Annotated in this window: 29 protein-coding genes; 14 read left to right on the forward strand and 15 right to left on the reverse strand. The window is 64.0% G+C overall.

The genetic code is table 11. The features are described from left to right. The first annotated feature begins 19 nt into the window (after positions 1–19). The gene (locus EN874_RS05270) at positions 20–244 is read left to right on the forward strand and encodes a type II toxin-antitoxin system prevent-host-death family antitoxin (RefSeq protein ID WP_127424312.1); all 225 of its coding nucleotides are present in this window, start codon (positions 20–22) and stop codon (positions 242–244) included. Next, on the forward strand, positions 241–618 hold the full coding sequence (locus EN874_RS05275) for a type II toxin-antitoxin system VapC family toxin (protein ID WP_127424313.1): 378 nt from the start codon (positions 241–243) through the stop codon (positions 616–618). The genes EN874_RS05270 and EN874_RS05275 overlap by 4 nt, the downstream gene beginning before the upstream one ends. Here EN874_RS05275 and EN874_RS05280 read toward each other — a convergent pair. From EN874_RS05280 to hmgA, 3 genes are all read right to left on the reverse strand, one after another. After that, entirely contained in the window at positions 615–1,157 is a 543-nt protein-coding gene (locus EN874_RS05280) for a DinB family protein (protein ID WP_127424314.1), read from the reverse strand. The two genes, EN874_RS05275 and EN874_RS05280, sit on opposite strands and share 4 nt — an antisense overlap. A 26-nt stretch (positions 1,158–1,183) precedes the next feature. After that, positions 1,184–2,197, reverse strand: a complete 1,014-nt coding sequence (locus EN874_RS05285) for a fumarylacetoacetate hydrolase family protein (protein ID WP_127424315.1) — start codon at positions 2,195–2,197, stop codon at positions 1,184–1,186. A gap of 109 nt (positions 2,198–2,306) precedes the next feature. Further along, positions 2,307–3,620, reverse strand: a complete 1,314-nt coding sequence (hmgA, locus tag EN874_RS05290) for a homogentisate 1,2-dioxygenase (RefSeq protein ID WP_127424316.1) — start codon at positions 3,618–3,620, stop codon at positions 2,307–2,309. 132 nt (positions 3,621–3,752) lie between these two features. Here hmgA and EN874_RS05295 point away from each other — a divergent pair, with 132 nt between their 5' ends. Beyond that, positions 3,753–4,196 (forward strand): MarR family transcriptional regulator, encoded by a 444-nt coding sequence (locus EN874_RS05295; protein WP_168247359.1) that lies wholly within the window; start codon positions 3,753–3,755, stop codon positions 4,194–4,196. Positions 4,197–4,257: 61 nt separating this feature from the next. Here EN874_RS05295 and tdh read toward each other — a convergent pair whose 3' ends face one another. Then, entirely contained in the window at positions 4,258–5,292 is a 1,035-nt protein-coding gene (gene tdh, locus EN874_RS05300) for an L-threonine 3-dehydrogenase (RefSeq protein WP_126084386.1), read from the reverse strand. Positions 5,293–5,344: 52 nt separating this feature from the next. After that, positions 5,345–6,532 carry a glycine C-acetyltransferase gene (locus EN874_RS05305; protein WP_127424318.1) on the reverse strand — a complete coding sequence of 396 codons (1,188 nt, stop codon included), beginning with the start codon at positions 6,530–6,532 and terminating at the stop codon, positions 5,345–5,347. Positions 6,533–6,821: 289 nt separating this feature from the next. Between EN874_RS05305 and EN874_RS05310 the strand changes: the two genes are divergently transcribed. The 3 genes from EN874_RS05310 (at position 6,822) to EN874_RS34260 (ending at position 9,675) form a co-directional block, all read left to right on the forward strand. Beyond that, entirely contained in the window at positions 6,822–8,891 is a 2,070-nt protein-coding gene (locus EN874_RS05310) for an EAL domain-containing protein (RefSeq protein WP_127424319.1), read from the forward strand. A gap of 74 nt (positions 8,892–8,965) precedes the next feature. Then, positions 8,966–9,259, forward strand: coding sequence for a polysaccharide deacetylase family protein (locus EN874_RS34255; RefSeq protein WP_245513456.1), 294 nt, complete (start codon positions 8,966–8,968; stop codon positions 9,257–9,259). Continuing rightward, positions 9,241–9,675, forward strand: a complete 435-nt coding sequence (locus EN874_RS34260; protein WP_245513457.1) for a hypothetical protein — start codon at positions 9,241–9,243, stop codon at positions 9,673–9,675. The genes EN874_RS34255 and EN874_RS34260 overlap by 19 nt, the downstream gene beginning before the upstream one ends. A 6-nt stretch (positions 9,676–9,681) precedes the next feature. Here EN874_RS34260 and EN874_RS05320 read toward each other — a convergent pair whose 3' ends face one another. Then, positions 9,682–10,110 carry a MarR family winged helix-turn-helix transcriptional regulator gene (locus EN874_RS05320; protein WP_127424320.1) on the reverse strand — a complete coding sequence of 143 codons (429 nt, stop codon included), beginning with the start codon at positions 10,108–10,110 and terminating at the stop codon, positions 9,682–9,684. A gap of 135 nt (positions 10,111–10,245) precedes the next feature. Between EN874_RS05320 and EN874_RS05325 the strand changes: the two genes are divergently transcribed. After that, a complete protein-coding gene (locus EN874_RS05325) occupies positions 10,246–10,653 on the forward strand; it encodes a hypothetical protein (protein WP_127424321.1) in 408 nt (135 codons plus the stop codon). 123 nt (positions 10,654–10,776) lie between these two features. Here EN874_RS05325 and EN874_RS05330 read toward each other — a convergent pair whose 3' ends face one another. Continuing rightward, positions 10,777–11,838 carry an AraC family transcriptional regulator gene (locus EN874_RS05330; protein ID WP_127424322.1) on the reverse strand — a complete coding sequence of 354 codons (1,062 nt, stop codon included), beginning with the start codon at positions 11,836–11,838 and terminating at the stop codon, positions 10,777–10,779. Positions 11,839–12,067: 229 nt separating this feature from the next. Between EN874_RS05330 and EN874_RS05335 the strand changes: the two genes are divergently transcribed. Continuing rightward, positions 12,068–12,763: a glutathione S-transferase family protein gene (locus EN874_RS05335; protein WP_127424323.1), complete on the forward strand. Its 696-nt coding sequence runs from the start codon at positions 12,068–12,070 to the stop codon at positions 12,761–12,763. A gap of 242 nt (positions 12,764–13,005) precedes the next feature. On the opposite strand, the gene EN874_RS05340 is transcribed toward EN874_RS05335, so the two are convergent. Further along, positions 13,006–15,051 carry an NADH:flavin oxidoreductase gene (locus EN874_RS05340; protein ID WP_127424324.1) on the reverse strand — a complete coding sequence of 682 codons (2,046 nt, stop codon included), beginning with the start codon at positions 15,049–15,051 and terminating at the stop codon, positions 13,006–13,008. On the opposite strand from EN874_RS05340, the gene EN874_RS33600 reads away from it, so the two are divergent. Together EN874_RS33600 and queF are read left to right on the forward strand one after the other, a co-directional pair. Further along, positions 15,041–15,199: a hypothetical protein gene (locus EN874_RS33600; RefSeq protein ID WP_168247360.1), complete on the forward strand. Its 159-nt coding sequence runs from the start codon at positions 15,041–15,043 to the stop codon at positions 15,197–15,199. The genes EN874_RS05340 and EN874_RS33600 overlap by 11 nt on opposite strands. Then, positions 15,192–15,653 (forward strand): preQ(1) synthase, encoded by a 462-nt coding sequence (gene queF, locus EN874_RS05345; RefSeq protein WP_126084394.1) that lies wholly within the window; start codon positions 15,192–15,194, stop codon positions 15,651–15,653. Before EN874_RS33600 ends, queF begins: the two co-directional genes overlap by 8 nt. Positions 15,654–15,874: 221 nt before the next feature. On the opposite strand, the gene EN874_RS05355 is transcribed toward queF, so the two are convergent. From EN874_RS05355 to EN874_RS05370, 4 genes are all read right to left on the reverse strand, one after another. Then, the gene (locus EN874_RS05355) at positions 15,875–16,432 is read right to left on the reverse strand and encodes a hypothetical protein (protein ID WP_127424325.1); all 558 of its coding nucleotides are present in this window, start codon (positions 16,430–16,432) and stop codon (positions 15,875–15,877) included. 4 nt (positions 16,433–16,436) lie between these two features. After that, on the reverse strand, positions 16,437–16,910 hold the full coding sequence (locus EN874_RS05360; protein ID WP_127424326.1) for a DUF3828 domain-containing protein: 474 nt from the start codon (positions 16,908–16,910) through the stop codon (positions 16,437–16,439). Positions 16,911–17,010: 100 nt separating this feature from the next. Next, a complete protein-coding gene (locus tag EN874_RS05365; RefSeq protein WP_127424327.1) occupies positions 17,011–18,660 on the reverse strand; it encodes an ABC transporter substrate-binding protein in 1,650 nt (549 codons plus the stop codon). Positions 18,661–18,704: 44 nt separating this feature from the next. Next, positions 18,705–20,255 (reverse strand): trimethylamine methyltransferase family protein, encoded by a 1,551-nt coding sequence (locus EN874_RS05370; RefSeq protein WP_127424328.1) that lies wholly within the window; start codon positions 20,253–20,255, stop codon positions 18,705–18,707. 90 nt (positions 20,256–20,345) lie between these two features. Between EN874_RS05370 and EN874_RS05375 the strand changes: the two genes are divergently transcribed. Beyond that, entirely contained in the window at positions 20,346–21,248 is a 903-nt protein-coding gene (locus EN874_RS05375; protein WP_127424329.1) for a LysR substrate-binding domain-containing protein, read from the forward strand. 45 nt (positions 21,249–21,293) lie between these two features. Next, entirely contained in the window at positions 21,294–23,168 is a 1,875-nt protein-coding gene (gene mutL / locus EN874_RS05380) for a DNA mismatch repair endonuclease MutL (protein WP_127424330.1), read from the forward strand. A 64-nt stretch (positions 23,169–23,232) separates the two neighbouring features. Here the strand turns inward: mutL and EN874_RS05385 are convergent, their stop codons facing one another. Together EN874_RS05385 and EN874_RS05390 are read right to left on the reverse strand one after the other, a co-directional pair. After that, positions 23,233–23,577: a DUF2185 domain-containing protein gene (locus EN874_RS05385; RefSeq protein WP_127424331.1), complete on the reverse strand. Its 345-nt coding sequence runs from the start codon at positions 23,575–23,577 to the stop codon at positions 23,233–23,235. Between the two features lie 73 nt (positions 23,578–23,650). Further along, positions 23,651–24,544 carry a DMT family transporter gene (locus tag EN874_RS05390; protein ID WP_127424332.1) on the reverse strand — a complete coding sequence of 298 codons (894 nt, stop codon included), beginning with the start codon at positions 24,542–24,544 and terminating at the stop codon, positions 23,651–23,653. A 90-nt stretch (positions 24,545–24,634) separates the two neighbouring features. On the opposite strand from EN874_RS05390, the gene EN874_RS05395 reads away from it, so the two are divergent. Then, positions 24,635–25,561 (forward strand): LysR substrate-binding domain-containing protein, encoded by a 927-nt coding sequence (locus EN874_RS05395; protein ID WP_127424333.1) that lies wholly within the window; start codon positions 24,635–24,637, stop codon positions 25,559–25,561. Between the two features lie 15 nt (positions 25,562–25,576). Here the strand turns inward: EN874_RS05395 and EN874_RS05400 are convergent, their stop codons facing one another. After that, positions 25,577–26,167, reverse strand: coding sequence for a hypothetical protein (locus tag EN874_RS05400; protein ID WP_127424334.1), 591 nt, complete (start codon positions 26,165–26,167; stop codon positions 25,577–25,579). A 114-nt stretch (positions 26,168–26,281) separates the two neighbouring features. Here EN874_RS05400 and EN874_RS05405 point away from each other — a divergent pair, with 114 nt between their 5' ends. Continuing rightward, positions 26,282–26,515, forward strand: coding sequence for a DUF2093 domain-containing protein (locus EN874_RS05405; protein ID WP_126084405.1), 234 nt, complete (start codon positions 26,282–26,284; stop codon positions 26,513–26,515). Position 26,516: the final 1 nt, after the last annotated feature.

Below are 26,516 nucleotides of genomic sequence, written 5' to 3' on the forward strand. Positions count from 1 at the left end.
GTCATAAAGGAACGCGCCCATGAATGTCTCCATCGCCGAAGCCAAGGCCAAATTGTCGGAACTCGTCAGCCGAGCGGAAGCTGGTGAAGAGATCGTGCTCACGCGCCATGGCAAGGTTGCCGCGCGTATCGTACCTCCAGCAGTAGCAGAGCCGCTGCCGCGTATCGGCGCCTTGAAGGGCAAGATCTGGATTGCGGAGGATTTTGACGAACTCGGTCCCGAATGGGACGAGTACGTCAAATGACGGTCGGCCCGTTTCTCGCCGACACACATATTATCCTCTGGTCCATTGCGGACGATCGACGTCTCGGCGAGCACCACCGCGCTATCCTCGCATCGGATGCAGTGGTGTTCGCCAGCGCGGCGAGCGTTTGGGAGATCGCCATCAAACGATCAATTGGAAAGCTCCAGGCGCCAGATGACCTGCCAACATTGCTTCCGAGGATGCGGTTTCAGCCCCTCGCCGTTACCTTGCAGCACGCGCACGCAGTCGGCGATCTACCTTCTCACCATGGCGATCCGTTCGACAGGCTGCTGATCGCGCAGGCGCAGATAGAGAACCTGACGATCTTGACATCTGACTCGCATTTCGCTCGCTACAACGTTGCGCTTGCTTAAGTTTCCAGCCCGAGCCGTTCGACCTCGTCCTTTCTCAGCTTGACGTCATAGTCGAGCAAAAATTCATCCAGTTGCGGCGGCGCCACCGAGGTGCCGGAAAGCATGGCGTGCACCTGGCCGCGATGGTGGATGTCATGCAGGAAGACGTGGCCGAGAATGTCGCCGATCCGTTCGGGGATCATGCCGTCCTCGCGCCTATCAGTGATGACGCGGCGGTCGAGATCGGCATCCATCAAGCCATCGCAGAAAGCGATGAGCTTGTGGTCGAAATCGGCTTGGGCCGCCGCCAGGTCGGCCCCATTGTCGAAGGGCACGAAGTCGTCGTAGGCCGCGGCGCCCCGACCGCCGTCCGTCAGGAAATCGAAATAGAGATCGTCCACCGCAAGGATGTGGTTGAGCGTCTCTTTGATCGATGGGAAGAAGCTGTTGCGCTCGGCCTCGAACTCGCCGGGCTGGAGCGCCAGCACAGCGCGATAGAGGCGGTCGTTCGACCACAGATTGTTGCGCGCCATGCGCCGCAGATGCTCGAGCAACGTCACCGCTTCGCCTCCTCCCCGGCCCGTGCTTATCTGACGTATTTCTCGACCTTCTGCTCGATGGCGCCGAAGATCGAATGTCCGGCCTTGTCCTTCATCTCGATGCGCACCGTGTCGCCGAAATGCAGGAACGGCGTCTTCGGCTCGCCTGTCTCGATGGTCTCGATCATGCGCAATTCGGCGATGCAGGAATAGCCGGCGCCGCCGGCCGAAACCGGCTTGCCCGGGCCGCCGCCGAGCTTGTTGGAGACGGTGCCCGAGCCGATGATGGTGCCCGCGGCGAGCGGCCGGGTCTTTGCGGCATGCACGATCAGCGCCGGGAAGTCGAAGGTCATGTCGATGCCGGCATTGGCGCGGCCGAACGGCTTGCCGTTGAGATCGGCGAGCAGTGGCAGGTTGACCTTGCCGCCATCCCAGGCATCGCCCAACTCGTCCGGCGTGACCGCGACCGGCGAGAAAGCCGATGACGGTTTCGACTGGAAGAAGCCGAAGCCTTTGGCCAGTTCCGGTCCGGTGATGGCGCGCAGCGTCACGTCGTTGACCAGCATCACCAGCCGGATCGCGTCCCTCGCCTCGTTCAGCCCGGCGCCCATCGGCACATCGTCGACGATGACGGCGACTTCGGCCTCCATGTCGATGCCGAAAGCCTCGTCCGCCATGCGGATCGGGTCGCGCGGCGGAATGAAGAAATCCGAGCCGCCCTGGTAGATCAGCGGATCGGTCCAGAAGCTTGCCGGCATCTCGACGCCGCGCGCCTTCCGCACCAGCTCGACATGGTTCACATAAGCTGAGCCGTCGGCCCATTGATAGGCGCGCGGCAGCGGCGAATGCGCGTCATGCTCGTGAAAGCGCGCCGAAGGCACCGCGTTGGTCTCGAGCGATTCCGCCATCGCCGCCAGATGCGGCGCAATGCGGCGCCAGTCGTCGAGCGCGGCTTGCAGCGTCGGCACCAGGAAGGAAGCGTCGGTGAACCGCGTCAGATCGCGCGAGACCACGACCAGCTTCCCGTCGCGCGTTCCGTTCTTCAAAGTGGCAAGCTTCATGCGGTCTCCTCTCCCGATGCGGCCCTCTCACCGCGTGGCTCCACAACAAGGCCGTTACGGACGATCGTCAAGCCGCCCGTTCAAGTTTTCCTGACACTGATGCCGGCGGTCAGGACCAGTCGCCTTCAGGCGTGCCGTTAAAACGCTTCTTCAGGTCGGCCCAGCAGTCGATGTAGTTCTCCTGCAAGGTGTCGAGCTCGGCGGCGTAGCGCGTCAGCATCTGCGGAAAGCGCGTCTCGAACATGAAGGCCATGGTGTTGTCGAGCTTGACCGGCTTGAGCTCCGCACGCGTCGCCTTCTCGAAGCCGGACGCATCCGGGCCGTGTGCCAGCATCTGATTGTGCAGGCTGATGCCGCCAGGAATAAAACCTTCCTCCTTGGCGTCGTACTGGCCGTGGATCAGGCCCATGAACTCGCTCATGATGTTGCGATGGTACCACGGCGGCCGAAACGTGTTTTCCGCCACCAGCCAGCGTGGCGGGAAGATGACAAAGTCGACATTGGCCGTGCCCTCCTCGCCGCTCGGCGCCGTCAGCACGGTGAAGATGGACGGATCGGGGTGATCGAACAGGATGGCGCCGACCGGCGAAAACGTCGCCAGATCATATTTGTAGGGCGCGTAGTTGCCATGCCACGCGACCACGTCGAGCGGCGAATGGCCGAGTTCGGTGACGTGGAAGGTGCCGCACCATTTGACGATCAGCCGGCACGGCGTCTCCTTCTCCTCGAACCAGGCGCAGGGCGTCTTGAAGTCGCGCGGATTGGCCAGGCAGTTGGCGCCGATCGGGCCGCGATCGGGCATGGTGAACTTGGCGCCATAGTTCTCGCAGACATAGCCGCGGGCCTCCTTGTCGGCGAGCTCGACCTTGAAGACGAGGCCGCGCGGCAGCACGGCAATCTCGCCGGGCCGAAGCTCGATGACGCCCATCTCGGTGACGAAGCGCAGCGCGCCGACCTGCGGCACGATTAGCATCTCGGCGTCGGCATTGAAGAAATGGTCGTCTACCATCGAGCGGTTGGCGACATAGACATGCGCGGCCATGCCGGACTGGCCGATCGCATCGCCGGCCGTGGTCATGGTGCGCATGCCGGAAATGAAGTCGGTCGGCTCGCCGGGCATCGGGGTGGGATTCCAGCGATACTGGCCGAGCGCAAGCTCATGATCGCCGATGTTGGGCCCGGTCTTCCACAAGGGATAGCTCGCGCCCTTGAAGCGGCCGGTGTGTTTCACGCTCGGCCGGATGCGGTAGAGCCAGGAGCGCTCGTTGGTGCCGCGCGGCGCGGTGAAGGGCGAGCCTGACAGTTGCTCGGCATAGAGGCCATAAGCCGGCCGCTGCGGCGAGTTGCGCCCCTGCGGCAGCGAACCGGGCAGCGTCTCGGTCTCGAAGTCGTTGCCGAAGCCCGGCATGTAGGAAAAGGCCATCCGATCCTCCCTGATCTCGGCTTCCAGGCCTCATGAAGCGTGGCTTGCCGGCAATGTTGACCAAACTGGTTTCATTTGTAACCATCGAAAATGTAACTATCAACGGCGAACGCTGCTCCGATGGTGGACCTGATGGAACCGGAAATCCTCGAGCTCGAAAGCTTCCTGCCCTACCGGCTCTATCGGCTGGCCGACGCTGTCAGCCGCGAGTTCTCCGCCATCTACAGGGACCGCCACGGCCTGACCCGACCGGAATGGCGCACGCTTTCTGGCCTCGGCCAGCGCGGCACGATGACGGCGACAGAGCTTGGCGAGCAGTCGGCGATGCACAAGACCAAGGTTTCGCGCGCCGTCGCAGAACTCGAGCGGCGGCGCTGGCTAACGCGCTCGCCGGACGAGAATGACCGTCGCATCGAGCACCTGACGCTGACCAAGGCCGGACTTGCCGCCTATCGCGAGATGGTGCCGCTGGCGAAAGCGTTTGAGGGAGAGTTGTTGGCGAGGCTGAGTGAGGAGGAGCGGACGGCGATTGCAAGGGGCGTGGCGGCGCTGGAGACAGCTCTTTACGGATTGTAGCAAAAGGACGCCTCCTACCCTTCGTCATGTATGGACGGGAGGCGTCCTCCCGGAGGGCCTCCTACCAATCCATCACCACCTTGCCCGAACTCCCACTCCGCATCGCATCGAACCCAACCTGGAAATCGTCGATCCCAATGCGATGCGTGATCAGCCCCGAGACATCCAATGGCCCCTGCACCAGGGCGATCATCTTGTACCAGGTCTCGAACATCTCGCGGCCGTAGATGCCCTTGAGATGCAGCATCTTGAAGATGACCTTGTTCCAGTCGATCTCGAAGCCGGTGGGGGCGATGCCGAGGATGGCGATCTTGCCGCCATTGTTCATGGTGTCGATCATGTCGCGGAACGCGGGCGCCGCACCCGACATTTCGAGGCCGACATCGAAGCCTTCGGTCATGCCCAGCTTCGGCATGACGTCGCGCAGCTTCTCCTTCGAGGCGTCGACGACATGCTGGACGCCGAGCTTGCGCGCCAGATCCAGCCGCACCGGGTTGATGTCGGTGATGACGACTTTGCGCGCGCCGACGCATTGCGCGACCAAGGCGCCCATGATGCCGATCGGCCCGGCGCCGGTGACCAGCACGTCCTCGCCGACCAGGTCGAAGGACAATGCCGTGTGGACCGCATTGCCCAGTGGATCGAAGATGGCGGCGATCTCGTCCGGCACGTCGTCGGGGATCGGCACCACATTGTGCTGCGGGATCACCATGTACTCGCCAAAGGCGCCGGGGCGATTGACGCCGACGCCGAGCGTGTTGCGGCAGAGGTGCCCCCTGCCCGCCCGGCAGTTGCGGCAATGGCCGCAGACGATATGGCCCTCGCCCGAGACGCGCTGGCCGATCTTGTATTCGGTGACCGCCGCACCGAAATCGGCGACGGTGCCGACGAATTCGTGACCGGTCACCATCGGCACCGGCACCGTCTTCTGCGCCCACTGGTCCCAGTTGTAGATGTGGACGTCGGTGCCGCAGATCGCGGTCTTCTTGACCTTGATCAGCACGTCGTTGGGGCCGATCTCCGGCACCGGCACCTCTTCCATCCAGATGCCCGGCTCGGCCTTGGCCTTCACCAGCGCCTTCATCATGTTGGACATTCTTTTGTTCCTCGAATCTCTTGATCGGGAGCGGCTTTTCGATGTCGGCCGTTCAGGAAATCACACCCAGTTCCTTGCCGACTTCGCCAAACGCCTCCACCGCGCGATCGATGTCGGCGCCGGAATGGGCCGCCGACATCTGCGTGCGGATGCGCGCCTGGCCCTTCGGCACCACCGGGAAGGAAAAGCCGATGACATAGATGCCGCGCTTCAGCATCTGCGCAGCCATCTCCTGCGCGAGCGCAGCATCGCCCAGCATCACCGGGATGATCGGATGATCGGCGCCGGCAAGCGTAAACCCCAGCTTACCCATTTGAGACCGGAAACGTTGCGCATTGGCATATAAGTGCTCGCGCAACGCGTCGCCATTGCGGATCAGCTCGAACACTTTCAGCGAGGCGCCGGCGATCGCTGGCATCAGCGTGTTGGAGAAGAGATAGGGCCGCGAGCGCTGGCGCAGCCAGTCGACCACCTGTTTCTTGCCCGAAGTATAGCCACCGGATGCGCCGCCCAGCGCCTTGCCGAGCGTGCCAGTGATGATGTCCACCCTGCCCTCGACGCCGCAATGTTCGGTCGAGCCGCGGCCGTTCTTGCCGACGAAGCCGACAGCGTGGCTGTCGTCGACCATGACCATGGCATCGTATTTCGCGGCGAGGTCGCACACCCCTTCAAGGTTGGCGATGATGCCGTCCATCGAGAACACGCCGTCGGTGGCGATCAGCCGGAAGCGGCAGTCCTTCGCTTCCCTCAACCGCGCTTCGAGATCGGCCATATCGTTGTTGGCGTAGCGGAAGCGCCTGGCCTTTGAGAGCCTGACCCCGTCGATGATCGAGGCGTGGTTCAGCGCATCCGAAATGACGGCGTCCTCCTCGCCGAGCAGCGTCTCGAACAGGCCGGCATTGGCGTCGAAACAGGAGCCGTACAGGATGGTGTCGTCCATGCCGAGGAAAGAGGAGATTGTGGCTTCCAGCGCCTTGTGCTCCTCCTGAGTGCCGCAGATGAAGCGCACCGAGGCCATGCCGTAGCCGTAGCGGTCGAGCGCCTGCTTTGCGGCCTCGCGCAGTTCGGGGCTGTCGGCGAGGCCGAGATAATTGTTGGCGCAGAAATTCAGCACCTTCTGGCCAGCCACCTCGATCTCGGCCGACTGCATCGAGGAAATGACCCGCTCCGACTTGTAGAGGCCGGCCGATTTCAGGCCCTGAAGCTCGTTGTCGAGGTGGGAGAGAAACGCTGCGCTCATGGTCAGGCCCTGTTCGTTTGACGCGGACTGTCGCGCCGCGGACAAGAAAAATCCACTGCAAAAACGACCGCTTCGGTGGCCTTGCGAAAGCTTTGCGACGGCGGCCGGAGGACGATGCGCTCAAATGCCGACAACGCTTGAAAGGACGCGATAACCATCTTGTCAGCTTTGTCACGCTGTCGGGATCAACGCCGCGCCCGCTTGCCGACCTGTTAACCCTTTCAGGTCAAGGGTCTTCCCGCCACGAAATCCAGGGCAAGAACGCGTCGACCGGAGGGGTCACCGAATTATGTCGCAGCAGCCAGTGCAGAGCGTTTCGCGCAAGCTGATTCTGCTCATCAAGACCGGCTACTGGCTGGCGCTCACGATCATTGCCGCCATGGTGATGGCCTCCTTCATTCTTCTGCAGCAGTTGATCGCGCAGCAACAGCACAATGATGCATTGCTCGATATCGTTTCCATGCAGAAGGCACTGTCGCAGCGCATTGTCTTCCTGGCCAGCGCCACCGGTGCTGCCACGCGCGACAAGCAGCCGGCGCTCGTCACCGCGCTCAAGCAGGCGACGGGCGAGTTCGAGACCAATTACGACCGGCTGCTCAAGGAGACCGGCGCCGATCCGCTGTCGCCTGCCCGCAACGATCCGAAATCGATCGAATATGTGCTGTTCAGCAAGCCGTTCCATCTCGACTATTTCTCGGTCGGCCTGATCGCCAATGGCGGCAGGCTGGTGTCGTCCTTCCAGTCGCAGCTCGGCATGCAAAGCGACGGCTACAAGGGCGGCGGCGAGCGCGCCGGGCTCGACGCTTCCGTCGCCAATGCGACTTTGTCGGGCTATGCCGCGCTCGGCCAGCGCATCAGCGCCTTTGCCAACGAGCGATCGGACGAGATGCTCGACCTGCACCGCACGCTGTTCTTCGCCACCATCGGCGTCATCGTGCTGGTGGCGCTGTTCATCTTCCGGCCGATGTCGAAGGCGATCCTGCGCAAGACACACGAGCTGGTAGATGCCCGCAATTCGATGGCGTTCATCGCGGTGCATGACGGCTTGACCGGCCTGCACAACCGCACCTTCCTCACCGATCATTTCGACACGCTGATCAAGGGCGCGCATCGCCGCCGCGAACGGCTGGCGGTGATCCAGTTCGACCTCGACCGTTTCAAGCAGATCAACGACACGCTCGGCCACCCCGCCGGCGACTATGTGCTGGTGGTGACGGCGCAGCGCATGCGCGATTCCTGCCGCGCGTCGGATTTTTGCGCCCGTCTCGGCGGCGACGAATTCGTGATGATCCTGAACGGCGCCGGCTCCACCGAGGACATCCATGCGCTGGCCAAGCGCATCCTGGGCGAGATCAACGAGCCGATCACCTTCCAGGGCGCGACGATCCTGCCCGGCGCCAGCGCCGGCATCGCCGTCTACCCTGTAGACGCCGACAATGCGCAGGACCTGCTCGTCCATGCCGATCTCGCGCTCTATTCTGCCAAGAAGTTGGGCGGCGGCAGCTTCTCCTTCTTCTCCGAGGAGCTTCGGCGCGAACTCGACTACCGCAAGCAGCTCGAGCAGGACATCCGTGCCGCGATCGCGGAAAAGGCCTTCGAGGTCTATTTCCAACCGCAGGTCTCGCTCACCAGCGGCAAGATCAGCGGCATCGAAGCGCTGGTGCGCTGGAAGCATGCCGTGCGCGGCATGATCTCGCCCGGCGAGTTCATCCCGGTGGCGGAGAAATGCGGCTTCATGCCGGACATCGGCCGCATCGTCATCACCAAGGCGATCAACGAAGCCGCCGAATGGGACCGCGCCGGCATCGATTTCGGGCGCATCGCGGTCAACGTCTCGGGCACCGAGCTGCGCGAGCCTGACTTCGACAAGTTCCTGTTCGGGACGCTGGAGCGGGCCGGGCTTGCGCCGCAGAAGCTGTCGCTGGAAATCGTCGAATCCGTCATCCTCGACGACGAGAAGACCGGCATCGCCGCCAAGCTCAGGCACATCCGCGCTGCCGGCGTCCACCTCGAACTTGACGATTTCGGCACCGGCTATGCCTCGCTCAGCCACGTCAATCCGAACGAGATCGACCGGCTGAAGATCGACCGCCGCTTCGTCCAGAACATCAACGAGAACGGCGACAACACCAAGATCGTGCGCGCCATCACCGAGCTTGCCCGCGGGCTCGGCATCTCGATCGTCGCCGAGGGCGCCGAGACCGAGGCCGAACTCGACTCGCTGATGGCGATCGGCTGCGATCAGGTGCAAGGCTATTCGATCGCCTTCCCGATGCCGCAGGACAAGGCGCGCGAATGGCTCATGGCGCGCAGCCCGAAGAAGGCGAAGCTGAAAGTGCTTCAAGGCAGCCTGGCCTGAGGGCAAGCTCCCGGCAAACTTGACAAGGCAGAACGGGCATGGCGGCCTGCCGTGGTCGCAACCGGGAGCCGCGGATGCCGCTTCGTCTCGTTTTGTCGTTCCTGCTGCTCATCGCATCTCCTGCGCTTGCCGCCGACCGCACAGTCTATCTAACTTTCGACGACGGTCCGCCGAACGGCACCGCCAACATCCTCGACGTGCTGCAGGCAGAGCAGGTGCCGGCAACATTGTTCATGGTCGGCATGCATGCCGAGGCCAACGCGACCAACCGGGCGCTGCGGGCGAAGTCGATGCCTCTGGTGACGATCGGCAACCACAGCTACAGCACTTCTACGGCGACACGGAAGGCGTGGTCGCCGACATGCTGAGGGCCAATGCCGTGCTCGGCCTGAAGCCCGCCGTGCATGCGCGGCTGCCGGGGCGCGACGTGTTCCGGCTGTCGTCGATGTCGAAGGACGACAACTCGCTCGGGCTGGCGCAGGCCGGCCGCGAGGATCCCGACTACGAGTTCGTCGCCGCGTCCGGCTTCTGGCTCTACGGCTGGGACCATGAATGGGTGCATGAGGACAGCGGCAAGCCGGTGCGGGGCGTCGACCTTCTGGTGAGCGAGATCGACCATCTCTTCGCCTACGGCCATTTCGCCAAGCCAGGCAAGCTGATCCTGTTGATGCATGACGAGATGTTCCAGGACGCCTTCGACGGCAAGGCCAAGCTTACCGCGCTTATCGCTGCGCTCAAGCTGCGCCACTACGCCTTCGGCGCCATCGCGACCTATGACTCTTAAGGCGGACTAGTCCCCGACATTGCCGCGAAGTGCTGCAAGCACTTCCGCAAATTCGGCCAGCTTCTCGTCGGGAATTCCGGCCCGCAGCCGCTTGTCGAAGGCGATTGCGGCCAGCCGTAGCTTCTCGAACATCGCCTCGCCGGCCTCCGTCAGCTCGACCTGATGCACGCGGCGGTTTTGCGGATCACGGCGGCGCATCAGCAACCCTTGCGCCTCCATGGCGTTGAGATGATGGGTCAGCGTCGCGCCCTGAATGCCGATCATGCCGGCAAGCTCGCGCTGGTTGGCCAGTTCCTTCGACTTGACGGAGAGCAATGTCACCCAGACTGGCAGCGTTCCGCCGGCCTCGACCATAGCGGCGTCGAAGGCCTGCGCCACGATCTTGGCGGTACGGGCGAGATTCATGCCGACTGGCGGGCGATCAAACAGCGTCATGGCCGGACCGTAGAGCAAGAGATGAGATAGCGAAACTCGGGTTCATGCATTGACATCTAATCGTTAGATATCTAACTTTGTCCTAGTGATGGCGTCGTCTGACGGCTGCGACGTACGGCAGAGAGGAATGCGGTTATGCAATATGTTTATATCGTCGTCATCGGCCTGCATGTGATGGCCGGCGTTTTCTGGGCCGGCACGACCATCGCGGTTGCCCGCGATCCGGAGATCAAGGCAGAGCACTTCATCCGACCGCAACTCGGTGCATCCGGCGTGGTGTTCCTGACCGGCATATTGCTCTGGTACTTCTTCCATGAAGGTGCTTTCGGCTCGATGGAGATGGTGCTCGCGCTGGGCATTCTAACGGCACTGATCGCCGCCGGCGTGCAGGGCGCGCTTGTAGCCTCCGCCAGCAGGCAGTTGGCAGGCGCCGACGCGGCGGCGCAAAGCCAGCTGCGGGCGAAAATGACCAGGGGCGAACGGATCGCCGGCGGGCTGCTGGTTCTCACCGTGCTTTGCATGGCGACCGCAAGAATGTTTTGAATCGCACGGCCGGCGAAACCGACCGGGCGCGGCGCGCAACGGACCAAAGCGGCAGGTGGCTCTCCTTGCAAAGGTCCGTTGCGCGCCACCATTGGCCCGCGCCAAAGTGACGTGCAGGCGGGCTCAAGCTGCGGCTGGATCGATTGACGGGGAGGCGATCGAACGTGCTGCACTCTGTGCGTTGATCCGTCGCCAGCGCCCCGGTGTCATATCTTCCCACTCCCGGAACGCCCGATAGAATGAGTTAGTGTCCTGGTATCCGAGCAGGTACGCTACCTCTTCCACTTCGATCAATGGATCGGCCAGAAGTTCCCGGCCAAGGTCCTGCCGTGCTTCGGCCAGGAGGTCACGAAATGTCCTGCCCTGCGCGGTTATCCGCCGTTGCAGGGTGCGTTCGCTCAGGCCTAGTTCGTGGGCGACGCTCGCGACATCGGGACGGCCGCCGGGCATCGCCCGCTTCAAAGCTGCCTTGACCTGTTCGCCAAGGCTGGCGTGCGCCTCGATCTCGCGCATTGCAGCGGCCAGCGCAGGCGCCAGCATTTCCAGCAATTCGGAATTGTGCCCCGGAAATGGCAGCTCGAGGTCCGCCGCCTCCATCACCATCCGATCCCGCTCCGCGCCGAAGTGGATCGGGCAACCGAAGAAGGCGGCATGACGGTCCGCTCCCGGATCCGGTCGCCGCAGGTCCACTGCGATCGGGAGAAGATGTTTGCCGGTACCGCGGCGGCCGAGCTCCAGCAAAAGGGCGAAACTCGCGTCAACCGACAAATACGGTTGCGGCTCGGTGCCTGCCGGCCACTCGATTGTCACCGACACCGCCCCGTCGCGTTCCGTGAAACACAGACGGTCGGGGCTGCACAGCCGGTTGAAGCGGGCGATCCTCTCCAGCCCGCCGCGAAAGTCGGCCGCGTAGGACGCCGCCAGAAACGCGAGCTTGTGGTTCGCAGTGCTGGTCTCGCGAACCATCCTGATGCTGAAAGCGGGATCGCCGGACAGTGTCTCAATGGCATTCCAGATCGCGAAGAGTTGCGGCGTGCTGATGACGGCAGTTTGGTCGAGATGCAGAGTTGCGGGAAGCCTCGCCTGCCGCAGCACGGCCGCGGGTCGCAGTCCGAGTTGCTCAAGCGACTGCCAAAACGGTCGGGTAAGCTTGCACCGGTCGGAGGTCACGTTGGTCTTTGTCATCTCCCCACCTCCATTTGCAAGCCGGTCGAGATCGGGCTGCCGGCGCGTCCTGTCTTGTCGAAGAATGGGCCTCCGGCCAGACCACCACAGCATCGCACCTTTGGCGCACTTTGCAAGTTCTTTGGCGCAGACTGCCGATGCGTGCGTGATGCCTCTGCCGCTATAACCGCATCCGACAGCGCCACTTCCGGCGTGCACCACTCGAACCGACCGCTAGAGGATACGAACCATGTCGCTCACATTTTACACCAATCCCAATTCCCGCGGCCGCATTGTGCGCTGGATGCTGGAGGAAATCGGCCAGCCCTACGAAACAGTGGTCATCGACTATCAAAAGACCAGTGCATTTGACGCGTGGGGCGGCGCAACTCTTGAACGCCCGGTGTCGAACGATCCCAATGACGAGCGGGTCCGCTTCTTCACGCATGTCAATCCCATAGGCAAGGTGCCTGCGATCGTGCATGACGGCCGCGCAGTGGCCGAAAGCGGCGCGATCATCACCTACCTTGCGGAAACCTTTCCGGAAGCCGGCTTGGCGCCTACCCCGGAAGAGCGTGCCGATTACTATCGCTGGATGTTCTTCGCCGCCGGTCCGATCGAACAGGCCGTCACCAATCACCGCGCTCAATTCGTGCCGGCGCCGGAGCAGGAGTTCTTCTTCGGCTACGGCAGTTATGAGCGGACGTTGGATGAACTGGAGCGTGCGGTCCAGGTACATCCCTTCATCGCGGGAGACAGGTTCACCGCCGCAGATATCTATGTCGGATCCCATATTGGTTGGGGTCTTGGTCTTCAGACGCTGGAACCGCGTCAGGCGTTTCTCGATTATGTCGGAAAGCTGGTGAACAGAGACGCTTTCAAGCGGGGCGTGGCCAAGGATGAGGCGCTGCTGCAGCGGGCTGATGCGAACAATGGGACTTCATGAGTTCCCCGGACAAAGCCCGTTACGGATATCAGTTTTGCCTCTCAACTTCCGGTTTGTCGCCGCCGTGGTGGGCGCGGCGACAGCCCACTCTGCGTCGCAGTACGAAACAGCCCGATGCGACCCTCCGCTCTGGAAACTCCCGCACCGCACAAGACAGGCCAAGCCGCAAGTTAAGAGCAAATCCTGCCACCGATAGAGCATGATCTTCTGCGAACCGGTCGTTCGGGATCATGCTCCAAGGCTCAGATCCGGATGCCGTACCTGATGCCGTCATAGATGGCGGCGTGGATGTTGCGCGAGGCGACCGCGTCGCCGATGCGGAACATGACGAAGCCGCCCTCCGGATTGCGCGGTGGAAAAATGTCGCCGCCGCTCACCAGCTGCTCGTAATCGACCGCGCCGCCGTTTTTCGACAGCGGCTTCAGCGACAGGTAGAGGTCGTCGAGCGGCGCCGTGCCATGCTCGACCACAACCTGGTCGACCCGCCGCTCGCCGCGCCAGCCGTCGGCGAAGTCCGAGGCCAGCTCTGCGACGAGCTGGTTGCCCTCGCGGCGCACGGAGCGCAGACGGGTGTTGATGGTGACGGTGACGCCTTTCTCGTGGAAGGCGCGCATATAAGGCACGTGGTTCAGGCCGCCCATTTCCGGCGCGAAGAAGCGCTCCGGCGAGACCAGCTCCAGCTTCGAGCCGCTGTTGGCGATCATTTCCGCCGCGCCCATGCCCTGATGGCCGCCATTGTCGTCATAGAGCAGCACATTCTCGGCCGGCTTGACGCTGCCCGCCATGATGTCCCAGCTCGAGGTGACGAGATTGTCGCCCGCCGCCAGCGGCGGGTTCTGCGGCAGGCCGCCTGTCGCGACAATCACCACATCCGGCGACAGCGAAAGCACATCGTCCTTCTCGGCCCATGTGTCGTAGCGCAGCTCGACGCCGAGGCGATCGAGCTCGGCGAGCCGCCAGTCGATGATGCCGATCAGTTCCTTGCGGCGCGGGTTCTGCGTCGCCATCCGCACCTGGCCGCCGGCCTGGCTGGAGGCTTCGAGCACCGTCACCTGGTGGCCGCGCTCGGCGGCGACGCGCGCGGCCTCGAGCCCGCCGGCGCCGGCCCCGACGACCACGACCCGCTTCTTCGGCCCGTCGCTTTTCGCGATGACGTGCGGGATAGTCGCCTCTCGCCCGGTCGCTGCATTGTGAATGCAGAGCGCCTCGCCGCCCTCGTAGATGCGGTCGAGGCAATAGGTTGCGCCGACGCACGGCCTTATCTCGTGCTCGCGCCCTTCCATCACCTTCCGGATGATATGCGGATCGGCAATATGGGCGCGCGTCATGCCGACCATGTCGAGCTTGCCGGTGGCGATGGCATGCCGCGCGGTGGCGACATCGGAAATGCGCGCCGCGTGGAAGGTCGGGAACTTCGTCGCGGCCCTGATCTCGCCGGCGAAGTCGAGATGCGGCGAGGAACGCATGCCGGTCACCGGGATGACCTTGGTCAGCGCCGCGTCGGTCTCGATCGAGCCGCGGATGATGTTGAGGAAATCGACCTTGCCGGATGAGGCCAGCCGCCGGGCGATCTCGACGCCCTCCTCCTTCGACAGGCCTTTTTCGAAATCCTCGTCGGCGACCATGCGGATACCGACGACGAATGTCTCCCCGACCGCCGCGCGAACCGCATCCAGTACCATGTTGGTGAAGCGCAGCCGGTTGTCGAGCGAGCCACCGAATTCGTCGTCGCGCTGGTTGGTGGCCGGCGACCAGAAGCCGTCCATCAGGTGCCCATAGGATTCGAACTCGATGCCGTCGAGGCCGGCCGCCTGGCAGCGCTGGGCGGCGGAAGCATAGTCGGCGACGATGCGCTCGATGTCCCAGTCCTCGATGGTCTTCGGGAAGGCGCGATGCGCCGGCTCGCGCACCGGCGAGGCCGAAAGCACGGGCAGCCAGTCGGCCTTGTTCCAGCCGGTGCGGCGGCCGAGATGGGTGATCTGGATCATGACCTTGCAGTCATGCTCGTGGCAGCCGTCGGCGAGTTCCTGAAGCCACGGCACGATGCGGTCGTCATAGACGTGCAGGTTGCCGAAGGCGGCCGGGCTGTCGCGCGACACGATCGCCGAGCCCGCCGTCATGGTCAGCGCCATACCGCCCTTGGCCTTCTCGACATGGTAGAGCCGGTAGCGCTCCTTCGGCATGCCATCCTCGGAATAGGCCGGCTCATGACTGGTCGACATCACCCGGTTCTTCAGCGTCAGGTGCTTGAGCTGATAGGGTTGGAGAAGCGGGTCGTTGCTGGTCATCGTCTTCCTGCCGTTTCAAATTGTGAGGGAGCAACGTGGTGCTGCCCCGCTTCCATTTCACGCATCGGATTCACGCGAAAACGGCTGCGCGCTTTTCGGTCCGGTGCTAATGAGCCGCAAAAACCAAGAAGGCTCCGCCCATGACTGACGCAAAGAACCTCACCCAGCTCGGCAAGCACGTCGAGACGCCGCAAAGCCCCGAACAGGCGGTCCTGGAGACCGTGCCGTTCACTCGCGGCGACGGCCCGCCGGCGATCGTGCGCTTCACCTGCCCCGAATTCACCTCGCTCTGCCCGGTCACCGGCCAGCCCGATTTCGCCCACATCGTCATCGACTACGCACCCGACAAGACGCTGGTGGAATCGAAATCGCTGAAGCTGTTCATGACCTCGTTCCGCAACCACGGCGCCTTCCATGAGGAATGCACCGTCATGATCGGCCGTCGCATCGTGGAGGCGACCAAGCCGCTCTGGCTGCGCGTCGGCGGCTACTGGTTCCCGCGCGGCGGCATCCCGATCGACGTCTTCTGGCAAACCGGCGCGCCGCCCAAGGATGCCTGGCTGCCCGACACCGGAGTGGCGCCCTATCGCGGGAGAGGGTGAAATTTGTTGCGAAAAGCTGGCGGGACAGCACTCCCCTCTGTCCTGCCGGACATCTCCCCCACAAGGGGGGAGATTGGCAGCTTCGGCGCCCCGCTTATCCTGCAACGTCGGAGATTGGCGAAAGCCGGCGTGACGTCTGATCTCCCCCCAAGTGGGGGAGATGGCCGGCCGGCCAGAGGGGGGCGCGAAGGATCGCCAGCTCCGATCTTCAATCACCATCATCATTCGCACTGGTACTGGCTGAGCGCCCATTCGCCGGTGACCGACAGAAGGTCGGATATCTTCCAGTCGCCGCCGACCTTCTTCAGCTTCCATTCGAGACGATGCTGGTGGCCCTCGACGACAAAGGCGACCACCACCTTGGCTTCGTCGCGATTGACCGCCTCGATGGTTTTCAGGCTCTTGTCGATGGCGCGCTTGTCGTAATCGGCATTGTCGAACGCCATGTTGGGGTCGAGGCACTCGCCCTGCCCCGAGGCGCGCAGCGCATCGCTCTTGTCGAGCACGGTCTTGGCCGGATCGATGAAGTTCTTGCGCTGGGTCGGGTCCAATTCGAGCCCCGGATGCTCGTAAAAGGGTTTCACCACGGCCGTCGGCGAACCAGGCAGCACGGGCGCGGCAGGCGCCGGTTCAGCCGGCGCTGTTTCGGGCGCAGGCGCATTGTCGCCTGAGGACGCGTTCGGCGGCGGCGAACCGAACAGCCCCTGCTCCGAGGCGCCGTTCAGCCCCGCGGCCAGCATCGACAGGCTCGACAGCACGAGGACAAAACGGCGAAGCACGGCCTCACTCCGTCGAAGAACCGCATCCCAGCGCGCTGAGCGTCCAGTCGCTGGTCTTGGAGGTGATGTCGGCGATCTTCCACTTGCCGTCCACGTTCTTCAGCGACCACACCATTTCGCGTTTGGAGTCATCGCCTTCCGGGAAGAGATTGAAGCTCGCCGTCACCTCGGCGGTATCGCCATTGACGGTCTCGGCAAGCTTCAGCGTCTTCGACACGGTCTTCTGGTCGAAATCCTGGGCGTCGAGCCCAGGGTCGAAATCGATGCAGGATACCTCGTCTGGCTTCTCCTTCTGCGCCTTGTCGTTGAGCTCGAAGAGTTTTGTCACCGGTTCGGTGAAGCGGTCGCGGTATTTCGCGTCCGCCTCGAATTTCACCTCAGGCACATAGAAGAACTTCACGGCCTTGGAAGCCGGCCCGGCCAGCGCTGCGGCGGGCAAGGCAATCGACATGGCGGCGGCCAGCACTATCGGTCTCATGCAGGATCTCCGGATGGTCGGCGGCATGGTGGCAGGATCGCCACCACGCATCCTGCATATCGGCTTTTGCGCGGCGCATGAAGTCCTTGCGCTGCCCGTCTCAGGCTTCCAGCCAGACGTTCTGGAAGTCCATTTCGTAGGTCTGGTGCATTGTGTAGTTCTTCACCTTCTTGTTCATGTGACAGTACAGCTTCTGCCAGAACGGCTGGATGATGACGCCGGAGTCCTGCAGGATCTGCTCGACGTCCTTCATCACCTCCTTGCGCTTGGCCGGATCGGCCAGCGAAAGCGCCTCCTTGAGCTTGGCGTCGAAATCCGGGTTGGAAAAAGCCGTTTCATTCCAGGCCTCGCCGCTGCGGTAGCCCAGCGCCAGCACCTGGACGCCGAGCGGGCGCATGTACCAGATGGTCAAGGAATAGGGGTATTTCGTCCAATCGTTCCAGAAGGTCGAGCCGGGCAGCACCGTGCGCTTGACCTTGATGCCGGCGTCGCGCAACTGGCCGGCGATGGCGTCGCCGGTGTTCTTCTGCCACTCATCCTCGACGGTGATCAGCTCGTGCTCGAAGTCGGCCTGCCCGGCATCCGCCATCAGCTTCTTGGCGCCGGCCGCGTCCCGTGTCTTCTTGGGCAGCGGATAATATTCCGGGTGGATCGGGCTGACGTGGTGGTTCTCGCCGACCGTGCCGCGGCCGGCGTAGCCGAGCTGCATGACGGCATCGTTGTCGACGGCCATCTGCAGCGCGTTGCGCACCCGTTTGTCATCGTAAGGCTTGTGCGTGATGTTGGTGCGGGCAACCAGTGTGGTCGCCGTCGCGACCTCCGATTTCACCAGATCCATCTTGTCGAGGGCGTCGATGAAGTCGGCCGGCGTTTCGAAATCGAGGTCGACCTCGCCGGAATCGAAGGCATTCAGCGTCGCGTTGAAGTCGGTGCCATAGTCGATGAACTCGACGCTGTCGAGCAGCGCTTCGCCACCCCACCACTTGCCGTTCTCGCGGCGCTTGACGACCGCCTTCTGGCCGACGTCATAGGAGACCAGCTCGAACGGTCCGGTACCGACCGGCTTCTTGATCGGGTCGGCGCCATCCTTGTCGAAGTCGCGATGCACGACCAGCGCCGGGTAGTCGGTGAAGCCCGGTATGATCGCGATATCAGGTTCGTTGAGCTTCAGCTTGACCGTGAGGTCATCGACCTTGGTGATGGCGCCGTCCTTCGCCTTGCCGGTCTTTGGGTCGACCAGCGCGCCGACGCGTGCGGCCATGGAATTGCCGGACGCGCCCTTCTCGCACCAGCGGTTCAGATTGGCGACCACGTCATCGGCGGTGAAGGCGTCGCCATTGTTCCAGGTGACGCCCTTGCGCAGATGCAGGGTGTATTCGGTGGCGTCGTCATTGACGTCCCAGCTCTCCAGCAGGACCGGCTCGAACGTGAACTGGTGCGTGTAGCGCACGAGCGGCTCCAGCCAGGTGCGGGTGACGTTCGCCATCTCTGTCCAGTCGTAGGTGCGCGGATCCTTCTGCGCCTTTACCGACATCGAGACATGAAGCGTTCCGCCTTTCTTCGGTTCCTCGGCCAGGGCTTTCGTCGGCGCGGCAAGGCCGATCAGGCCGTAAGCGAAAGCCGTCGAGGCGCCGAAGGCGCTTGCCAGCGCCAGGAATTCGCGCCGGTCCATGCGGCCGGCACGCGTCTCTTGCGCCATCGCCTCGATGGCGGCGGGAACACGATCACCGTTGCTTCTGAAAAGTGTCATTTTCCTTCTCCCATTGGTTTCAGCGGGTCTTCGCGCGTTCTCTATCAGCTAACGCTATCAGGCAGCTTTTCCTCGCGCCGCGCGATCAAATCCCTGAGACCTTCGGCGACGCCCTCGTCGAGCTTCGGCTCCTGATAGTCGGCGAGCATGTTGCGCGCCTTTTCCAGGCCGCGCGTATCATGATCCTTCGCACCCTCGGCTGTCCATTGTTCGAAGGAGTTGAAATCCATGATGCTCGGCATGAAGAAGGCGCGCTCGAAATGCTCGAGCGTGTGCTGCGTGCCAAGGAAATGCCCTTGCGGACCAACCTCGCGGATCGCCGCCATGGCCTCCTTGAAATCGTCGAAGGGGACCCCGCCGGCATATTTGTACCAGCCGACGAGCTGTTCGCAGTCGGTGGCGAATTTCGAGTAGCCGCAGGTGAGGCCTGCCTCGAGCCAGCCGGCCGAGTGCCAGATGTAGTTGGCGCCGGCGAGGATCGCGGCATGCATCAGCATGTTCGCCTCGTAGCCGGCCTGGGCATCGTTGAGCTTGGAGCCGACATGGAAGCCGGAGGTGCGCCACGGCAGTTTGTATTTCCGCGCCAGCGCGCCCATCAGATACATCATCTGGGCGGCTTCCGGCGTGCCGCCCATCGGGGCGCCGGTCTTCATGTCGACGGTGACCATGAACTGGCCGTAGATCTGGGGCGAGCCGGGACGGATGAGCTGGGTGAAGGCGACGCCGGCAAGCGCCTCGGCATTGACCTGCGCGACCGCGCCGACAGCGGAGGCCGAGGTCGAGGCGCCGCAGAGCGCGAAAGGCGCCAGGATCAGCGGCTGGTTGTGGCGCGCATAGACCCGCATGGCGTCGAGCATGGTAGCGTCCCACACCAGCGGCGAATTGCAGTTGGTGATCGCCACCAGCACCGGATTGTCACGCACGAACTCTTCGCCAAACACGATGCCGGCCATCGCCATCGTGTCCTCGGCTCGCTCCTTCGACGTCACGATGCCCATGAACGGCTTGTCGGAGTGCTTGAGCGCCGAATGGATGATGTGGAGGTGCCGCTTCGGCACCGGGATCTCCATCGGCTCGCAGATGATCGAGCTCGACGAATGCAGCGCCGGCGCCATGTAGGCGAGCTTGTGGAAATTGTTCAGGTCGTTGAGCGTGCCGTAGCGCCGCTTGTTGTCGAGGTCGCGCACATAGGGCGCGCCATACATCGGCACGAAGATCGAGTTCTTGCCGCCGACGCGGACGGTGCGCTCGGGATTGCGCGCATTGAGCGTGAATTCCGACGGAACCTTCGAGACGAGCTCCATCAGGAGCGCGCGATCGATGCGCACACGCGTTTCCCTGACGTCGGCGCCCGCCGCCTTCCAGAGCGCGATCGCCTCGTCGTCGCGGAATTCACAGCCCACCTCCTCGAGGATTTTGAGCGACTCCTCGTGGATCAGTTCCACCGCCTCGTCGGGCACGATCTCGTAGACGGGGATCTGCCGAACCAGCGTCGGAAAGGACGCGACCGGCGCGCTTCTCAGCGCCTTGCGCCCAAGGCGGCCGCCGCCGCGACGGTGGGTCGGTTCAGTCAATTCAGCGGCCGGTGCGTTCATGGATCCTCCTACTTCCCGCCTGCCCAAGTTAGCGAGACGAAATATGGATGTGACGCTGGAAAATCCTGATCTCTTGTATAAGCTCTCCTTATGCGAAGCCTGCGCCACCTCCTGCCCTCGGCCGGCAGCCTGATCGTCTTCGAGGCGGCGGGCCGGTTGTCGAGCTTCACCGCCGCCGGACGCGAGCTCGGCATGACGCAGGCGGCCGTCTCGTACGCGGTGCGGGGGCTCGAGGAACAGCTCGGCGCCAAGCTCTTCCTGCGCCGCCACCGCCAGGTGCTGCTGACGGAGGCCGGCGAGCGCTTCCATGCCGACGTCTCGCTGGGCCTGTCGCATATCCGCAAGTCCGCCGAGGACCTGCGCCTGCAGGCGACCGGCGGCCATGTGACTTTAGCCGCCTCGACCGCATTCGGCTCCTTCTGGATGATGCCGCGCCTGCAGCAGTTCCGCGACGAATTGCCGGGCGTCGACCTGCGCATCCAGACCGCCGACCGCGACCTCGACATCATCGCCGAGGGCATTCCGCTCGGCGTGCGCGGCGGCGTGCCGCGCGACTGGCCGGACTATCACTCGCTGTCGCTGTCCGACGAGGAGATCTTTCCGGTCGCAGGGCCCAGCTACCTCGCCAAATTCGGCTTGCCGGAGACCGTCGGGGAACTGGCAGCGCACAGGCTCATCCATCTCGAGGAGCCCTATCGCGAGGCCCCGAACTGGGACGAATGGTTTTCGTCCGCCGGAACCAGCCTGCGCAACGCCGAGCGCGGGCTACGCATCAACGACTATGCCCTGGTTATCCAGGCGGTCATGGAGGGACAAGGCATCGCGCTTGGCTGGCGGCATCTGGTCGAGCGTCTGGTGGCATCGGGCCTGCTGGTCCCGGTGACCGACCACGTGATGAGGACCGGCATCGGCTTCTATGTCATCTGGCCGAAAAACCGAGAGCTCAGCGACAACGCGCGCAAGGTCAGGGACTGGCTGGTGGCGCAAGCGTGAAGTGGCCCCTCCCCCGCTGCACTCGAATCCGCCTATAATCGCCGCATGCCCATCCGCCAGCTTTCCGAAACGATGATCAACCAGATCGCCGCCGGCGAGGTGATCGAGCGTCCGGCGAGCGTGGTGAAGGAGCTGGTGGAGAACGCTCTCGATGCCGGCGCATCCCGCGTCGAGGTCGTCACCTCCGGCGGCGGGCTTTCGCTTGTCCGCGTCACCGACGACGGCTCGGGCATCCCTGAACGAGAATTGGCGCTGGCGGTCGCCCGGCACTGCACCTCGAAGCTCTCCGACGACATCCACGACATCCGCTCTCTCGGATTTCGCGGCGAGGCGCTGCCCTCTATCGGCTCGGTGGCGCGTTTGTCGATCCGCTCGCGCACGGCAACCGGCGACAGCGCGGCCGAGATCGGCATCGAGGGCGGGCGCGTTTCAGCGGTCAAGCCGGCGGCGGCCAATCGCGGCACGACCGTCGAGGTGCGCGACCTGTTCTTTGCGACGCCGGCCCGGCTCAAATTCATGAAGGGCGAACGCGCCGAGAGCTCGGCGACCAGCGACGTGGTGAAGCGCATCGCCATCGCCTTTCCCGGCGTGCGCTTCACGCTTGCCGGCTCCGACCGCTCCACGCTGGAGCTGCCGGCGACCGGCGACACGCCGAAAGGACGGCTCGCCCGCGTCGCGCAGGTGATGGGCAAGGATTTTCCCGACAACGCGATTGCCATCGATGCCATGCGCGACGGCGTGCATCTTGCCGGGCACGTCTCGATCCCCACCTACACGCGCGCCAATGCCTTGCAGCAATATGCCTATGTCAACGGCCGGCCGGTGCGCGACAAGCTGATCGCCGGGGCGATCCGCGGCGCCTTCGCCGACGTCTTGCCGCGCGACCGGCATGCGGTGACGGTGCTTTTCCTTTCGCTCGATCCGGTGACTGTCGACGTCAATGTCCATCCGGCCAAGGCCGATGTGCGCTTCCGCGATCCGGGCCTGGTGCGCGGGCTGATCGTCGGCGCCATCCGCGAGGCGCTGGCCGGCGCCGGCATCCGCGCCGCGACCTCAGGCGCGGCGGGCATGATGGCGGCGTTCCGGCCGGGCGCGGCGGCCTACCCGCATCCCGGTCCTGTCGGCGGACACCGAGGCTACGAGGCAGCCCATCGTGCCTCCGGGCCCAGCGGCTTCGATCTGTCGCATTCGCCGCAGCGGCCGCTGGATATGGGTTACGGCGAGGCGAGGCATCAGCGCAACGGCTTCGCCGAAAACGAGCAGGCGGCCTTCGACACCGGACCGCTTGCCAGCGCCGATGCCCGCGCCGGCATGGCCGAGCCGACTGAGGCGCTGCTCGGCATGGTGCTGGGCGCGGCGCGCGCGCAGGTGCATGAGAACTACATCGTCGCGCAGACCAGGGATTCGCTCGTCATCGTCGACCAGCACGCCGCGCATGAGCGGCTGGTCTACGAGGCGCTGAAGAACGCGCTGCATTCGCGCGCCGTCCCCTCACAGATGCTGCTCTTGCCCGAGATCGTCGACTTGCCGGAAGAGGACGCGGAGCGGCTGGCGATGCATTCTGAGACGCTGGCCAAATTCGGCCTCGGGCTGGAGCGCTTCGGGCCCGGCGCGGTGGCGGTGCGCGAGACGCCGTCGATGCTCGGCGAGACCAATGTGCAGCAGCTGGTGCGCGACCTCGCCGACGAGATCGCCGACAACGACACCGTCGAAACGCTGAAGGAGCGGCTGGACAAAATCGCCGCCACCATGGCCTGCCACGGCTCGGTGCGTTCGGGACGCCTGCTCAAGGCCGAGGAGATGAACGCGCTGCTGCGCCAGATGGAGGCGACGCCGGGCTCCGGCACCTGCAACCATGGCCGCCCGACTTATATCGAATTGAAGCTCGCCGATATCGAAAGGCTGTTCGGGCGGCGGTGAGCAGGCCGTCCGAAGGAATCCGAGTTTCTCTGACGGTCACAGAGGTCTCAGCTTTGCGAGCACATCAAGTGTCGGTTGGCTGGTCCAATTCTTCGCGGACAAACTTCCCCTCGACTCTCAAAAAAGCACTACCTGAGGAGGCCTCTAAACAGGAGGCGATGAGCGGGTCATAATTTGCGATCGTGTTGACGTCGTACAATCCGAATTTGCCGGGATTCTCGACATACTCGTCGGACTCATCGCCTGCAAAGAAGCGCCACCCGCTGTCACTCGGATCGTCAGGCGTCTCGCGATACAGATAGCCTACTTTCGCACCGTCCACGGTGATTCGATCGGTCGCAATACAGCTGCCATAACCAACAGCGATCGGACGAAATGTCGATGCATCACGAAAGAACGCCTTAGGCATCTCAGGTTTGCAGCCAGCCCTTTCCTCCTGCAATCAGCCGCAAAACCTCGCCATCAGTCAAGCTCTGCAGTTTTTACCGCTTCAAATTCACCACGATGACGCCGCCCAGCGCCAGCGCGCCGCCGAGGATGCCGAGCAGCGTCGGCACTTCACCCAGCCAGAAGAAGCCGATCAGGGCCGACGTCGGCGAGACCAGATAGAGGAAGTTCGAGGCGCGTGCGGCCGGCAGGCGCGACAGCGCGGTCGCCCAGGCGGCATAGGCGATCAGCGAGGGCACGATGCCGAGATAGATGACGGCGCCGAGGCCGGCGGTGTCGGCGACCGCTGCCTGGGAGAACGCTTCCGGCAGGAAGGGCGACAGGCACGGCGCGCCAAGCACCATGTTGGAAGCGGCGATCGTCAGCGGATGATGGCGGGCAAAGAGCGGCTTCTGGACTATGGTGTTGACGGCCGAGCAAAGTGCCGAGCCCAGCACCAGCAGCGCGCCGGCGTTGAAATGCAGGCCATGCCCGTCAGCCACCGCGATGATGCCGATGCCGGCAAACGAGATGACCGTGCCGATCCAGGCCATGCCGGAAAAGCGCTCGCCGAGCAGCGCCATCGCCATGATCGCCGTGAAGATCGGGCTGACATTGATGATGAAGCCGGCGGCGCCCGCCGAGACGGTCAGCTCGCCGAAATTGAGCATGGCGGTATAGAGCGCGACGAAGATCGCGCCGCCGAAGCCGAAGCGCCACAACTCGTCGACCCTGGGCAGCGCCGGGCGCTTGACGGCGAGGAAGATCGCCGCCGGCACCGCCGCGATGGCAAAGCGCAGCGCCCCCAACTCCAACGGCTGGAAGGCGGCGAGGCCGGCGCGGATCGCTGGGAAGGCCGAGGCCCAGCCGAGCACGGTGAGGGCCACCGCGATAGCCGCCGTGCTGTCCACGCGCTGTGTCTCATTCAACGTGCCGGTGTAAGCGCTCATTGCCGAATCCTCGTCTTTCAATGCCATGGGACAAGAAAACGCCATTGCCGGCCGATTGACAAACGAGCAATTCGAGGGTCAGCTGTGAGCATGGATCACAGCTCGAACCAGATGCTGCCGCTCGAAACCTTGCGCGCCTTCGACGCGGCGGCGCGCACCGGGAGCTTTTCCGCGGCGGCCGAAAAGCTCAACCTCACCCATGGCGCGGTCAGCCGCCAGATTGCCAAGCTGGAGGACTGGCTGGGGCTGAAAGTGTTCGAGCGCAACGCGCGCGGCGTGACGCTGACCAATGAGGGCAACCGGCTGCATCTGAGAACCACCGAGGCCTTCGCGCTGATCTCGGTCAATTCCGACCGCTGGGTCGAGCCGCGCGGCACCGCCGTGGTGCGACTGGCCTCGATCCCCTCGGTGAGCGGGCTGTGGTTGATGCCGCGCATGGCAGCGCTGGAGAACAGCCCGACCAGGCTGCGCATCGTGCTCGATGTCGACAACCGCCAGGCCGATCTTGCCGACGAAGGCATCGACCTTTCGGTGCGCTGCGGGCGCGGGCGCATTCCTGGCCGCGTCTCTGTGCAGCTTTTCGAAGAACAGATCTTCCCGATCGCGTCGCCGGAACTGGCTAAGGAGATCGGGCGAGGCGACCCTGCCCGGCTGCTCAAATTCCCGCTGATCAACGATTCCGACGCCTCCGCCTGGCGCGCCTGGTTCGCGGCGCAGGACATCGACTACCGCCCGCGCCCGCAGGACCGGCGTTTCGAAGACTACAACCTGGTGCTCGACGCGGCGGCGCACGGCCTGGGCGTCGCGCTGGCGCGGCCACCGCTGGTCGAGGACCAGCTCCAATCGGGCCGCATCGTTCCTGTCGACGAGCGTGTCGCGCTCAATCCGGTGTCCTACTGGCTCGACCGTCCGGTCGGGCGCCCCCGCGCGGCCGCCGCCGATCTCGCGCGGCGGATCGCCCAACAGGCGGGACTGGCGCCGGAGAAGCTCGAGACCTTTCTGCGGGACGATATCTAGGCCGACCAGCTTCGATCAGCGAAGCAGCATCAGCACGACCGTGGTGGTCGCGGCCGATACGATGGCCGTCACGATGGATATCATCCACAGCGACACTTGGCCGGGTTCGGGTCGCGGGGCATGAACCGCCGGACCAGCCGCCCTACCCCTCGGTTGCGGTGCGTTGGCGTTGGCCGCAACCAGCACCGTCGAAGCAAGGGCCGGCGAGAACGAAGGCGGCGGAGTTGGCGCAACCCTCGCCGTGTTGTCGGCGGCCGGCGGCTGTGCCCGGATCGCCGAAGGCTGATCGGCATCGCCTGCCGGCATACGAGCCTGGGCCCTTGCCGATGCGTCATCCGTGCCGGCATCCGGCTCCATGACGGCTCTATAGGCGTTCTCGATTTCCGCTGACGACAGGCGCTGCGACGATTGAGCCGGCGGCCTCGCCAGGGAGCTGTTCAGCGCCTGCGCGGCGAACTGCGCCGATTGCGCCATCGCGGGCGCCGGCGGCTGGACGAGCGCCTTGACCAGCGCGGCGGTCGCCGGATCAGGCCGGGGCGACGGCACCGGCTGCGGGGTGAGCGCCTCTTTCAGCAGTGACGCCTTGCTGGCATTGGTGATGTCCATGGCGCTTCCTGACTACCATTGTGCCATGCAGCAATATTACATGAGCATTGCGCCAAGCTTGACCTTGTCCGCGATTTGTGGCGATTGAACCGCGATGAACCCAAGCGTCATTTCATGATGAACCGTTTTGAAGGCCCCGGCGGCAAGGAAGCGCGCATCCGCTATCTCGACGGCGACTTCCAGGTGACCAGCCCCGGCGCGTTCGTGCGCTGCGCGGTGACTGGCGAGAGCATCCCGCTGGACGAGCTCAAATACTGGAGCGTCGCCAGGCAGGAGCCTTATGTGAACGCAACGGCATCGTTGCGCCGTGAGATCGAGATCCATCCGGAACTGCGCAGCCGGCGGTAGT

The sequence above is a fragment of the Mesorhizobium sp. M1D.F.Ca.ET.231.01.1.1 genome, assembly GCF_003999155.2.
Lineage (GTDB): Bacteria > Pseudomonadota > Alphaproteobacteria > Rhizobiales > Rhizobiaceae > Mesorhizobium.